Annotated in this window: 12 protein-coding genes, 1 tRNA gene and 1 pseudogene; 9 read left to right on the forward strand and 5 right to left on the reverse strand. The window is 51.4% G+C overall.

Annotated elements, in window-relative coordinates; all coding sequences use genetic code 11:
- Positions 1-30: 30 nt before the first annotated feature.
- The 3 genes from IEV97_RS16220 to IEV97_RS16230 form a co-directional block, all read right to left on the reverse strand.
- Positions 31-1,590: an acyl-CoA carboxylase subunit beta gene (locus IEV97_RS16220; RefSeq protein ID WP_188502542.1), complete on the reverse strand. Its 1,560-nt coding sequence runs from the start codon at positions 1,588-1,590 to the stop codon at positions 31-33.
- A gap of 141 nt (positions 1,591-1,731) precedes the next feature.
- Positions 1,732-4,335 carry an ATP-dependent Clp protease ATP-binding subunit gene (locus IEV97_RS16225; protein WP_188502543.1) on the reverse strand — a complete coding sequence of 868 codons (2,604 nt, stop codon included), beginning with the start codon at positions 4,333-4,335 and terminating at the stop codon, positions 1,732-1,734.
- Between the two features lie 116 nt (positions 4,336-4,451).
- Positions 4,452-5,036 (reverse strand): WbqC family protein, encoded by a 585-nt coding sequence (locus IEV97_RS16230; RefSeq protein ID WP_188502544.1) that lies wholly within the window; start codon positions 5,034-5,036, stop codon positions 4,452-4,454.
- Positions 5,037-5,253: 217 nt separating this feature from the next.
- On the opposite strand from IEV97_RS16230, the gene IEV97_RS16235 reads away from it, so the two are divergent.
- Positions 5,254-6,144 (forward strand): lysophospholipid acyltransferase family protein, encoded by an 891-nt coding sequence (locus tag IEV97_RS16235; protein WP_229733985.1) that lies wholly within the window; start codon positions 5,254-5,256, stop codon positions 6,142-6,144.
- 164 nt (positions 6,145-6,308) lie between these two features.
- Here IEV97_RS16235 and IEV97_RS16240 read toward each other — a convergent pair whose 3' ends face one another.
- On the reverse strand, positions 6,309-6,935 hold the full coding sequence (locus IEV97_RS16240; protein ID WP_188502545.1) for an L-threonylcarbamoyladenylate synthase: 627 nt from the start codon (positions 6,933-6,935) through the stop codon (positions 6,309-6,311).
- A gap of 210 nt (positions 6,936-7,145) precedes the next feature.
- Here IEV97_RS16240 and mltG point away from each other — a divergent pair, with 210 nt between their 5' ends.
- The 6 genes from mltG to IEV97_RS16270 all read left to right on the forward strand — a co-directional run bounded on the left by mltG (position 7,146) and on the right by IEV97_RS16270 (position 11,183).
- Positions 7,146-8,216, forward strand: a complete 1,071-nt coding sequence (mltG, locus tag IEV97_RS16245) for an endolytic transglycosylase MltG (protein WP_229733986.1) — start codon at positions 7,146-7,148, stop codon at positions 8,214-8,216.
- A 102-nt stretch (positions 8,217-8,318) separates the two neighbouring features.
- Positions 8,319-8,732 (forward strand): acyl-CoA thioesterase, encoded by a 414-nt coding sequence (locus IEV97_RS16250; RefSeq protein WP_188502546.1) that lies wholly within the window; start codon positions 8,319-8,321, stop codon positions 8,730-8,732.
- Positions 8,729-9,703, forward strand: a complete 975-nt coding sequence (locus IEV97_RS16255; RefSeq protein WP_188502547.1) for a YihY/virulence factor BrkB family protein — start codon at positions 8,729-8,731, stop codon at positions 9,701-9,703. Before IEV97_RS16250 ends, IEV97_RS16255 begins: the two co-directional genes overlap by 4 nt.
- A gap of 174 nt (positions 9,704-9,877) precedes the next feature.
- Positions 9,878-9,962, forward strand: a tRNA-Ser gene (locus IEV97_RS16260).
- A 252-nt stretch (positions 9,963-10,214) separates the two neighbouring features.
- Positions 10,215-10,553 (forward strand): Arm DNA-binding domain-containing protein, encoded by a 339-nt coding sequence (locus IEV97_RS16265; protein ID WP_188502548.1) that lies wholly within the window; start codon positions 10,215-10,217, stop codon positions 10,551-10,553.
- Between the two features lie 168 nt (positions 10,554-10,721).
- A complete protein-coding gene (locus IEV97_RS16270; protein WP_188502549.1) occupies positions 10,722-11,183 on the forward strand; it encodes a DUF1016 N-terminal domain-containing protein in 462 nt (153 codons plus the stop codon).
- Here the strand turns inward: IEV97_RS16270 and IEV97_RS20255 are convergent.
- Positions 11,167-11,442, reverse strand: a pseudogene (locus IEV97_RS20255) (hypothetical protein); the annotation flags it as partial. The gene IEV97_RS16270 and the pseudogene IEV97_RS20255 overlap by 17 nt on opposite strands.
- 114 nt (positions 11,443-11,556) lie before the next feature.
- On the opposite strand from IEV97_RS20255, the gene IEV97_RS16280 reads away from it, so the two are divergent.
- Positions 11,557-12,159 (forward strand): RNA polymerase sigma-70 factor, encoded by a 603-nt coding sequence (locus IEV97_RS16280; protein ID WP_188502551.1) that lies wholly within the window; start codon positions 11,557-11,559, stop codon positions 12,157-12,159.
- Between the two features lie 72 nt (positions 12,160-12,231).
- On the forward strand, positions 12,232-13,176 hold the full coding sequence (locus IEV97_RS16285) for a FecR family protein (protein ID WP_188502552.1): 945 nt from the start codon (positions 12,232-12,234) through the stop codon (positions 13,174-13,176).
- Positions 13,177-13,228: the final 52 nt, after the last annotated feature.

Raw genomic sequence — 13,228 nt, forward strand, 5'->3', positions numbered from 1 at the left:
ATGGCTGCACATGCCCGTTGTTCAATCCAGTTAAAGCGGAATATTTCCGTGCTTCTTACGTGGCAATGTGACGGCTTTGTTCTCCAGCATCTTGAAAGCTTTGATCAGCTTAGCGCGAGTTTCGTTCGGCATGATCACCTCGTCGATGAAGCCACGGTGCGCGGCGCGGTATGGCGTCGCGAACTTGTCTTTGTACTCCTGCACCTTCTCGGCCAGTTTCGCAGCCGGATCTTCGGCTTCAGCGATCTCGCGCTTAAAGATGATCTCGGCAGCACCCTGCGCACCCATCACCGCGATCTCGGCAGTTGGCCAGGCGTAGTTCATGTCGGCACCGATGTGCTTCGAGTTCATTACGTCATAGGCACCACCGTAAGCTTTGCGTGTAATCACCGTGATGCGCGGTACGGTCGCCTCGCAGAATGCATACAGCAACTTAGCTCCGTTGGTAATGATGCCACGCCACTCCTGGTCGGTACCTGGCAGGAAGCCCGGAACGTCTTCCAGTACCAGTAACGGCACGTTGAAGCTGTCGCAGAAACGCACGAAGCGGGCGGCCTTGGTACTAGCGTTGATGTCGAGTACGCCGGCGAGTACGGCAGGCTGGTTGCCCACGATGCCGATGCTGCGACCACCCAGACGGGCAAACCCTACCACGATGTTCTCACCGAAGTTCTTGTGTACCTCGAAGAAAGAGTCCGCGTCAATGATACCTTCGATCACCTCACGCATGTCGTAGGGCTGGTTCGGATTTTCAGGTATAATGGTGTCGAGCACGGCACGGGTTTCGTCCGCTTTTTCCTCGTAAGGTATAGACGGAGGTAGCTCCTCGCAGTTCTGCGGAATATAGCTCAACAGCGTCTTGATGTAGTTGATGCACTCCACTTCGTTGGCGCAGGAAAAGTGCGTCACGCCGCTCTTGGTGCTGTGTGTGCTGGCGCCACCCAGTTCTTCAGACGTCACGTTCTCGTGTGTTACCGTTTTCACCACGTTTGGTCCGGTCACGAACATGTACGACGTGTCCTCCACCATCATGATAAAGTCGGTAATGGCAGGGGAGTACACCGCGCCACCGGCGCATGGGCCCATTATAGCCGAAATCTGAGGTATAACGCCAGAGGCCAGTGTGTTGCGGTAGAAGATATCCGCATAGCCGCCCAGCGATACCACGCCTTCCTGAATACGGGCACCCCCGGAGTCATTCAGACCGATCACCGGAGCACCGTTTTTCATAGCCAGTTCCATGATCTTCACGATCTTCTCGGCATGGGTTTCAGAAAGTGAACCGCCCAGCACAGTGAAGTCCTGCGAGAAAACGTATACCAGGCGGCCGTTGATGGTGCCGTAACCGGTCACCACGCCGTCGCCGAGGTAGTACTGCTTGTCCAGACCAAAATCCTTGGAGCGGTGCATCACAAACTTGCCGATTTCCTCGAAAGAGTTCTCGTCCATCAAAAGGTGAATGCGCTCGCGGGCCGTCAGCTTGCCTTTTTTGTGCTGTGCTTCTATTCTGTCCTGTCCGCCGCCTAGCAAGGCTTCGGCGTTTTTGCGCTCCAGCGTTTCTATCTGGCTATTTCTGATTTCTCCTGCCATGAAATGGGGTATATCTATTTTATCTGAGACTGATTGATTAATTGTCAAATTTAAAAACTATCAGCCGAAAACAGCTATAAACCAGACAAAAAATAAGGGCTGCCCCACACGGGACAGCCCTTATACCTTAGGTCTTATACCTTATTTGTCAGTTTTCTCACCGTCGCCCGTAGACTTGGTTGGCTCGGTCTCTTCCTCTTCTCCGTCGTTGGCCATGCCTTTATTCTTTTTGCCATTGCCTTTTTTCGACGCGAAAGTTAGTTTCTCTTCGCCTTCCTTGTAGTCCACCAGCATCGTGTCGCCTTGTGCGATCTCGGCTTTCAGTATCTCTTCCGCAATCGGGTCTTCGATATATTTCTGAATAGCACGGTTCAGCGGACGGGCACCATACTTCGGATCATAGCCTTTCTCAGCCACGAAGTCCTTCGCCTTGCTGGTGAGCTCGATCTTGTAGCCAAGTGCATCAATACGCTTGAACAGCTTGTTGAGAGACAGTTCGATGATTTTGTGCATGTCCTCACGACCAAGTGAGTTGAACACGATCACGTCATCCAGACGGTTGAGGAACTCCGGCGAGAACGTCTTCTTCAGCGCGCTCGCAATCGTACCTTTCATGATATCATCTACGTTCTCCTGCTTGCTTTTCGACATGAAACCGATACCGGCTCCGAAGTCCTGCAGGTCGCGTGCACCAATGTTGGAGGTCATGATGATGATCGTGTTACGGAAGTCTACCTTGCGGCCCAAACCGTCCGTCAGGATGCCATCGTCGAGCACCTGCAGGAGCAGGTTGTACACATCCGGGTGCGCTTTCTCGATCTCGTCGAGCAGCACCACAGAGTATGGCTTGCGGCGGATCTTCTCCGTCAGCTGACCACCCTCTTCGTAGCCCACGTAGCCCGGAGGCGCTCCCACCAGGCGAGATACGCTGAATTTCTCCATGTACTCACTCATGTCGATGCGCACCAGTGCGTCGTCCTTGTCGAACAGGTAAGTGGCCAGCACTTTGGCAAGCTCCGTTTTACCTACACCAGTCGGGCCCAGGAACACGAACGAGCCAATCGGCTTCTTCGGATCTTTCAGACCAACGCGTGTACGCTGGATGGCTTTCACCAATTGCTTGATGGCTTTTTCCTGACCAATCACTTTACCGCTCAGTTCATCGGCCATATTCAACAGCTTCTGACCTTCGTTCTGGGCGATACGCTTCACCGGTATACCTGTCATCATGGCAATAACCTCTGCCACATTTTCCTCTTTTACCGAATAGCGCTTCTTCTTGGTCTCTTCTTCCCAGTTCTTTTTAGCTGCTTCGAGCTGGTCGATCAGTTTTTTCTCTTTGTCGCGCAGTTGGGCAGCCTCTTCGTACTTCTGGCTCTTCACCACGCGGTTTTTCTCCACCTTGATGTTCTCGATCTGCTCTTCGAGCTTCAGGATATCCTCCGGCACCACGATGTTGTTGATGTGCACGCGCGCACCTGCCTCATCGAGGATGTCGATGGCCTTATCCGGAAGAAAACGGTCGCTCATGTAGCGGTCCGAAAGCTTCACACAGGCCTCAATCGCCTTGTCGGTATAGTTCACGTGGTGGTGATCCTGGTACTTGTCTTTGATGTTGTGCAGGATTTCCATGGTCTCCTCTGGCGTGGTAGGGTCTACCATCACGATTTGGAAACGACGGGCCAACGCGCCATCTTTTTCAATGTACTGGCGGTACTCGTCAAGCGTAGTCGCGCCGATGCATTGGATCTCGCCACGGGCCAAGGCCGGCTTGAACATGTTGGAGGCATCCAGCGAACCGGAAGCGCCACCAGCGCCCACAATCGTGTGCAGCTCGTCAATGAACAGGATCACGTCCGGAGACTTCTCGAGCTCGTTCATCACGGCTTTCATACGCTCTTCGAACTGACCACGGTACTTTGTACCGGCCACCAAAGAGGCCAAATCAAGGGTAACTACACGCTTGTTGAAGAGCACGCGGCTTACCTTTTTCTGCACAATGCGCAGGGCAAGGCCTTCAGCTATAGCGGTTTTACCCACGCCAGGCTCACCTATCAGGATCGGGTTGTTCTTCTTGCGGCGGCTCAGTACCTGGGCCACGCGTTCGATTTCTTTCTCACGGCCCACAATCGGGTCGAGTTTGTCGTCTTCTGCCAGTTTGGTCAGGTCGCGGCCAAAATTGTCGAGCACCGGAGTGCGCGATTTTTCGCCGGGCTTCTTGCTCGAACTGCTGCCAGCGCGGGAAGAAGAGCCGAATAGTTTGTCAGAATCATCGTTATCGTCTGTGTCAGACGATGCCAGTGGATTATTGCTGTGATAATCCAGGGAGTCTCTTATCGCTTCGTAGTTCACGTTGAATTTCGCTAGGATTTGTGAAGAAATATTGTCCTCATCCCGAAGGATGGATAATAAGAGATGTTCAGTACCTATTATATCACTCTTGAAGATCTTGGCCTCCAGGTAAGTAATCTTAAGCACCTTCTCAGTTTGCTTGGTAAGCGGGATGCTGCCGGTGATGTTGCTGTTCTGTGAAGCGGTGTTTCGTGTAGCCTGCTCCAAAGCGTACTTCAGTTCATCTATCGAAACACCCAGCTTCTTAAGCAAGGCGATGGCAGTTCCTTCTCCTTCGCGGATCATGCCCAACACCAGATGCTCAGTGCCAATATAGTCATGTCCGAGACGGATAGCTTCCTCACGGCTGAGTGAGATCACCTCTTTCACTCTGTTCGAGAATTTAGCTTCCATGTATACTCTTTAAAAAATGTAAAGGTCTAAAAATGTTGTAACTCGTTGAGGCTAACAGGAAAAGCCTCTGATTGTTAACAAGCCCGAGTCAGCAAAGGTTTAGTTTTGCCGGGGCATTATTGTAAGTAGGAAAGCGACTTCGGACCCTGTGTAAACAACAAGTCAATTATACTAAGGTCTTGTACAAATTGTTTGCCAAATACTTGTGTATAGGGTTGTACGTACAAGTTGTCAGGAATGATTTTAGGATGTATCCTATTTCTGATGTCGAGCACCCCCTCCGGTTGCTCTGTCTGATAGCTGTCCGTGAACCCGATTGTCCGATCCAGTTTCAGAAATTTAAGATAAAGCCGCAATAAATCAACGTTCAGGTCGAATAAATATTTCGGCTGCCGCTCATATACCGCCTTTATATAATCACTGTAAAATTCAAAATAAGGCGCCCGGCCATAGGCTGCCTGTATCGTGCGCCAATGCACGTTATACCATTTCTGGCTGTAGTCAATCTCGATTTCGGTGATCAGGGTTTTGTCCTTGCTATTGCCCCGCAGCACCGGCACGCTCAGCGGCACCATGCCCTGCGCCGTGAGCACATGACAGCGGCTGCGGTAGCTCTGCTTCACGTAGTTCTCGTGATTTTCTATCAGCAAACCATCCGACCGCAGCGCCTGAGCGAAGAACTGGAGGGGCGGGTGGTACATTGTTTCAGTAAGGAGAAGCAAGACAGTTTGGAAGTTAGAAAGTTAAAAAGTTAGACAATGGACTTTGTGACAAAGAATAAAAGACCGGGTAAATTCAAAAAAATTCCTTTGCATTTTGTCAAGGGATCTTTTGTCTGGAGTTACCTGCGAAATAAGCACGATTTCTTTAATTTCATAATGCAAGTATAGGTCGTACCTTTGCAGGCGATCTATACCTGTGAAAAAATCCCCGAACATACCCACGCTCTACTACCCGCTTTGGTGGCTGCTCAAAGGCCTTTCTTTGCTGCCGCTGCCTGCCCTATACCTGCTCGCCGACTTTTTGTATGTGCTCGTGTACTATGTGGTCGGCTATCGCAAAAAAGTTGTGCTGCAAAACCTGCGCAATTCCTTTCCCGAAAAATCAGAACAGGAGATTAAAGGTATAGCCAAGGCCTTTTACCGTCAGTTCCCTGACCTGATCGTGGAGATTCTGAAACTGGCCTCGATGGACAAAGCCGAGATGCGCCGCCGCATCGTGTTTTCGAACCAGGAGGTGCTCGACGATTATGTGCAACGAGGCGGAACGGTCATCACGATGGGCTCCCACTCGGGCAATTGGGAATGGGTCTTGTCAGCAGGTGCGGTGCAGTTCAGTTTTCCGGCAGAAGGGGTGTACAAACCTCTCAAGAATGAATTCTTTGAGGAGTTTATGCTATACCTGCGTGGCCGCTTGGGTGCCCGCCTGATCAAGATGAAAGACACGATGCGCGACTTTGTGCGAAACAGAAAGACGCCGCGCGTGGTTGCCATGCTCTCAGACCAGACGCCTCCTTACGGCGAAATTCAGTTCTGGACCACCTTCCTTAACCAGGATACCCCTTTCTTTGTCGGCGCTGAAAAACTGGCGCATGCCTTTGGCTGTCCGGTGCTGTTCCTGGATGTGGAGCGAATCAAACGCGGCCATTATCGCCTTACCTTTGAAGTACTATCCGACGGCAGCACCAAGCCCGAAGAAGGCACCTTCCCGATCACCGAGGCCTTCGCCCGCAAACTCGAAACCTCCATCCGCCGCAACCCGGCCAACTACCTCTGGACCCACAAGCGCTGGAAACACAAGAGAGTTTAAGAGTTGGGGAGTTTAGGAGTTTAAGAGTGATTTGTGCTTTATCTCAAATGAAATTAAAACGCTTATGTACTTCCTAGCCAAAGGCTCTAAGTTCATCCCTGCAATTAAATTCAATAACTTCTACCTCTGAATTCTTAAACTCCTAAACTCCTAAACTCCCAAACTCATAAGTATTCCTCAATATCTCCCGCGCCTTCCCGCAGCACTTCAAAATTATTGGCAGCGTCTACCACAGTGGAGGCAATGTTGTTGCCGGGGCCGCCGTCGATCACGGCATCTACCAGGTTGCGGTATTTTTCATAGATCAGTTCGGGGTCGGTACTGTACTCCAGCACTTCATCTTCGTCGCGGACGGAGGTGGAAAGAATGGGATTGCCGAGTTCCTGCACCAACGCCAGAGCTATTTTGTTGTCGGGAACGCGTATGCCTACCGTTTTCTTTTTGCTGCCGGCATAGCGCGGCACACGGCTGCTGGCGTCGAGCACGAAAGTAAAAGGGCCGGGCAGCGCCTTCTTCATTACTTTATAAGTTGGCGTGTCGATCTTGGCATAGTCAGAGATGTGCGTGAGGTCGGAGCAAATAAAGGAGAGGTTCACCTTGTCCGGCTTCACGCCTTTGATCTGGCAGACGCGCTCCACGGCTCTTGTATTGTGGATGTCGCAGCCGAGGCCATAGATGGTATCGGTCGGGTAGATGATCACACCGCCGTTGCGTAGTATCTCGACCGCTTCCTGAATTCTTTTGGGCTGTGGGTTGTCCGGATGTATCTGGAGGAAAACAGCGTTGGCCATAGTTTTATCGTGTAAAGTTGAGTAGTAGGTAGGACATACTGAATAAAAGCCCGCTGCGTTGCAGGTATAGCCTTTCAGACTGGTGGATGAAGCGCTTCGAACAGATGCCGGCTCAAAATTAGTCAGATAAGAAAGATTAGTGTTATTTTTGTAGCCTAAACTATACAGGTTCGGAACCTGACATCCTTTTCCGGGCTCATTATTTGTATTATGGCTAACGAAGTCACCCCACGCAGACGCGTCAAAAAAGAGAAAAGCATGTGGCTACCCGGCATTGTCGTGCTGTTGCTGTTCCTTTTTGTGAGCTTTTCCTACTATGCCTACCAGATCGTGTATACGGCCAACGTAGACACCAAAGGGCAGGATACTTATGTCTACATCCCGACCGGCGCCAGCTACGAGCAGGCACTCGACTCGGTAGAAGCCACCGGCACCATCATCGACCGCCTGTCGCTCCGTTTCATGGCCAAGCTCATGGACTACGACGAACTGGTAAAGCCGGGTAGGTATAAAATTGAGGATGGATGGGGCAACCGCCAGCTCATCGGCGTGTTACGTCTGGGCGAACAGGCACCGCTCAAGCTTACGTTCAATAACATTAGGCTACGTAGCCAGTTAGCCGAAAAGCTGGCTGCCGCCGTAGAGCCGTCAACTGAAGAAATCGACAGTCTGCTCAACGACCAGGAGTACCTGCAAACGCTCGGCTTCGACACAACCACAGTGGTAAGTATGTTCATACCGAACACCTACGAGGTATACTGGACCATCAAGGCGCCGGAACTCATGCAGCGTATGAAGACCGAATACGACCGCTTCTGGACGGCTGAGCGCAAGGCCAAAGCCGAAAAGATGGGGCTTTCTCCGAAAGAAGTATCCACGCTGGCTTCTATCGTGCAGGCCGAGACGATCAAGAACGACGAGAAGCCCCGTGTGGCAGGCGTATACCTGAACCGTCTGCAGAAAGGTATGAAGCTAGAGGCTGATCCGACGGTAGTGTACGCTGTTCGTGACTTCAGCATCCGACGCGTGCTCAACGTGCATCTGCAGCACGACTCTCCTTACAACACGTACCGCTATGCCGGCTTGCCTCCGGGCCCGATCAATGTGCCTGACATCTCCAGCATCGATGCAGTACTCAATCCGGAGCAGCACAAGTACATCTACTTCTGCGCCAAGGAGGACTTCTCCGGCTACCACAGCTTCGCCGTGACACACTCCGAGCACATCGCCAATGCCCGCCGCTACCAGCGAGCCCTGACAGAACGGAATATTTTAAAGTAGATTGTTTAATTGCTGCATTGTTAAATTGTTGATTCGCATGTGTAATAAATGCTTGCAGAAGGTCAACCATTTAACAATTTAACCATCCAACCATTTAAACAAATGTTCGAATCAGAAGTACAGATACGCGTGCGCTACGCCGAAACCGACCAGATGGGCTATGTCTATTATGGCAACTATGCGGCTTACTACGAGGTGGCACGTACGGAGGTGTTCAGGAGGCTAGGTATACACTACAAGGAGATGGAGGCGACCGGTACCATGATGCCTGTGCTCGAGCTCAAGTGCAAGTACATTCGCCCGGCCAAGTACGACGATCTGCTGACGATCAAGCTCTTCCTGAAGCACAAGCCGCACGGCTCGCGTATAAAGTTTGAGTACGAGGTGTATAACGAGGAGCAGACGCTTCTGAACGTGGGTGAAACCACCATGGTGTTTGTGGACATGAAATCAGGCCGCCCGACGGCTATACCTGCGATCATACACCAGAAGTTGGACGGATACTATAGCGAATGAGGCTGAACCAGCAATATCTGAAGCGCCGCAGAGCGTATCGCAAATTCATTGTTTTCCTGAAGAGGTGGCGTTTCAACAACGGCCGGTCTTCGGTATACGAGGTGGCCGACGTGCTGCTGGGCGAACTCAGGCTGGACTCTATAACAAAACGCGCCTCGTACATGGCCTTCAACTTTACGCTGGCCATCTTCCCGACCATCATCTTCCTGTTCACGCTCATCCCTTACATGCCCAGCATCCTGTCGCTGGATTTGGGCGAGAGCATTCTCAGCTTTCTGGGTGAGATACTGCCGGAGGAGATGTACACCGTGGCCTATAGCACCATCGATGACATTGTGAACAAACCACGCGGGGGACTGCTGTCTTTCGGTTTTCTGTTTGCCCTGATCCTGTCCACGAATGGCATTATGTCGCTCATGGATGCCTTTGATAAGAAGTACCATACCTTCTACAAAAGGCCCTATTTCAAGAAGCGGGTGATTGCCACAGTGCTGACCATTGCGCTTTCCTTCATCCTGTTGCTAGCAGTGGCTGCGATCTTCTTTGGGCAATGGATCCTGGATGTGCTGGTCTTCTACGAGATCGTGACCGAGACCTATACCTATACCTTGATCGTGATACTAAAATACGTGGCTATTATCCTTCTTTTTCTGTTGGCTACTTCGCTTATCTATTACTACGTGCCGGCCATACAAGATAAGTGGCCTTTCATCTCGGCCGGTGCTGTGGTGGCCACGATTCTGATCTTTCTGGTGTCCCTTATCTTTTCGCTCTATATCAGCGCCTTCGATACCTACAACAAGTTCTACGGATCCATCGGCGCCCTCATCGGTCTCATGATCTGGCTTGATTTTGTATCGATGATCCTGATCCTGGGTTTTGAGATCAACGTGAGCATCGACACGGTGACCAAGCGCCTCACCCGCAAGACGGCACAAAGCGAAGCAAAAGCTGCTTCGGCTGCAGCCTGAGGAGCTGGCAAGCTGGTATAAGCGACTGTTGCAAGGTATAGCAGCTCGATGCTTGAAAATTTTGAGCTTCTAAATCAGCTGCTTATACCTGAAATGCTCCAACCGTCGAAAAATATTTGCGTATAGCTTTGAAAATTCAGCGCGGCACTATACTTTTGTGCTCGATTCAATTACAGAGAGTTGGCGGAGTGGTCGAACGCGGCGGTCTTGAAAACCGTTGACTGTAACAGGTCCGGGGGTTCGAATCCCTCACTCTCTGCGGAGTAACTTATCAGTTAGCATAAAAAGCCCTTAAATCAGCGATTTAAGGGCTTTTTTGCTTTTAAGCCCCACCTGAATTTTACATTTTCTCTCCTTTCTGAGGCAGCAAATTCGGGTACCCGAAGCTGTTGCGATTCCGGGTACCCGAATTGAAGATTAACTAGCTGGCTGTAAGTAAGATGTACAATATTTTTACATCTTGTGCAGCCTTCGATTGATTGTTAAATTCAAGCATAAAAGGAGGAGTTGTATGGACACCAAGATCAGTGTCCTGTTCTACGGCAGGAAAGCCAAGACCACCAAAGACAACCTTGTGCCGATCTACCTGCGCGTCACGCTGCAGGGCAGGCGGCTGGAGCTGAGCACCCACCGCTACGTCTCTCCAGAGCGCTGGTCGGCCGAGGCGGGCAAAATGAAGGGCAGCTCGGCCGAGGCCCGGAGCGTGAACGCCTACCTGGACACCCTCAGGACCAAGGCATACGGCCACCACCGGGAACTGCTGGAGGACTTGGTAAAACTGATCGGAAAGCAGCAGACTGAGGCACCGAAAAAAGTACTCAAGTCCGCCGAGGTGCGGCGCATGCTGTAGGTCTCCCCCTCCACGCTGCAGAAGCTGCGGGTGGAGGGTACGCTGCCCTCGGTCAAAGTCGGGGGCACGCACTACTATCGCTCTAAGGATATCACCAAACTCCTGAATGGAAAGGGGGGACGGCATGACATTGGCTCTGCCTCTTAAGGGCGATTACAGGCAAGCGGGGTGACGGGCGCGTGCGCCTCCCGCACCTGTTCCGCTTACAAGGGCTACTGGCCAGTGCTGTTGCGTTGGAACATCATCCTGGCGCAGCAGCAAACTAAAGGTTGGGGATCCAAAGTGTTTCAGACGCTCTCTGATGACATACGCAAGGAATTCCCGGAGCTGCAGGGCTTCTCTTGCCGGAACCTGCTGTATATGCGGCAGTTTGCCTCTGTTTACCCCGGCTCTGAGTTGACGCAACAACCGGTTGCGCAATTGCACTGGGCACACTATGTGGTGTTGCTGGGTAAGAACAAGGTTGTCGCAGAGTACGCCCTGAAGAACATTGATAAGCCAATAGGGATTTCGGAGTACCAGCCTACAGAGGCAATACCAGAAAACCTTCAGGGCAAGATCGCGCTTGGCCTGCACATGGCGCTGCTTGAGCCGCTCCAGGATACCGCCAAGATCAACTCCGACCAGTAGGTGATGCGCAGTACTCGCTGCCGCGGCACTTCATGGCCGACTGTATCAACCTATCACGGAAGGTAGGCAAATAGTCCAAAGGCTTGACCACCATGCCCTCGCCAATGGCGGCTGTCAGCTCCGTCCACCAATTTACGACGGCTTTTACGCTTGCCTCATCCTCCAAGTCCACGAGCAGATGACTGAGGAGCAGCGGGAGGCATTCGTCCTGGCGGCAGATGCTGCTGATCTGCTCCAAGTGCCAAGGGTTTGGAAGTTCCTTGTATACTTTGTCTCCTTAGATACAATTATATCAGAGGATTAACACTCTGTTAACGCTGGCTTAATGTAGGGTCGTTTTCTTTGTGGGCACAGAATGCTTACATGACCAATCATGCTTCAGAATTATACAGATGACATGTTGCTTGTGCTGATACAGGGTTCGGATGAAGACGCCTTTACAGAGTTGTTTCAACGGTACTGGAAACAGCTTTATGCCACCGCTCTAAAGCGGATGGCAAAAGAGGAGGAAGCAAAAGACTTGGTCCAGGAATTATTTGTCAAGCTGTGGATGAGGCGTAGCACTATCCCGGAAGATGCAAAAGCGGCTGAGTACCTCTATACCGCATTACGCTACCGAATCATCAACTACTTTCAGGCTGACCAGGTTCGGCTGAAGTATGCCAACACCCGGTTAGCAGAACAGGATTATTTTACCAGCTCCACGGCTGAGTCCAGCATCGCCCTGGAGGAACTCGAGTCGGTTATTGAGCAGGCAATGGCCGATATGCCTGCGCGGATGCAGGAGATCTTTATGCTCAGTTATAAGAATGGCTACACGCCAAAAGAAATTGCCCTGCAGCTTTCACTTTCGGTCCAGACCGTTAAAAATTACCTGACCCATGCCCGTACCCTGCTGAAAGGAAGATTGATGGGCCAGAATCCGGAGCTATACGCACAGCTACTGCTGTTAGGTGCGGTGTGGACTGTTTCTTAACATAACCTTAATCTAATTCTTAGGTACGCCCGGCCCGGTTAGCTGATATACAGGTAAACACACCGATACCCAGTGAACCTGAACAAACAGCAAGAATTACTCAGCAAGTACCTGCAAGGAACGGCCACGCCGGAAGAAAGTGCCTGGGTCGAAAAGTGGTACTGCTCCTTTGATTCACTTCAGCCAGCGTCTAGTGAGCAGCCCATTGATCAGGCCGTCGGGGAGGTGATGATGTCCGGTATTCTGAAAAAGATCAGAAGAGGAAAGGTCATCCAGCTCTGGCAACAGGTCGGGAGTGCTGCCGCCATCCTGCTCATAGTCCTGTTTGGTTCCTGGTATTATTACCAGCTAAATAGCTCAGATTCTCCCATCACATACAGCTACATCACCGCCGCTCCGGGACAACACATAAAAGTGCTGCTGCCAGATAGCTCCACACTCTGGCTCAACGAGCAGACGACTGTAAGGTATACCAAAAGCAGCTTCGGGGAAAAAGCCCGTGAAATATGGCTGGAGGAGGGAGAGGCATACTTTGAGGTAAAGCCGAACAAACAGCTACCTTTTATTGTAAACAGCGGGCCACTGAAAACCAGGGTGCTGGGTACGGCTTTCAATATTAAAAAGGCAGCCAGCTACGACGAGGTTCAGGTTAGTGTCACACACGGAAGAGTAGCGGTAAGCACTGCAGGGAGGTCGCTGGCCCACCTGACACGGGGCAACCAGCTAACTTACCACAAAAGTAGCGGTCAATCCACCACCCGTCCCATCAACCCAGCTTATACCACCGCCTGGCAGCAGGGCAGCGTGGAGTTGCAAAATGCTTCTTTCCAGGAGTTGAGTGAAGCTTTCTACAGCCTCTATAACACCAGGCTTAAGGCCGGGAAGAAGGAAATAGAGGAGCATACCTATACGATTACCTTAGCCAGAAGCCAGCCCCAAGCGCAGGCTGTGGCTGTCATTGCGGCCATCCACGAACTAAGTTATACAATAGAAAATGGGACAATAGAACTGTACTAGGGCAAAAAAGCAGCCGCTGTTAGTACCAGTAACAGCGGCTGCAGGAAGACGA

The organism is Pontibacter amylolyticus, from assembly GCF_014638845.1.
In the GTDB taxonomy this organism is placed as follows: Bacteria; Bacteroidota; Bacteroidia; order Cytophagales; family Hymenobacteraceae; genus Pontibacter; species Pontibacter amylolyticus.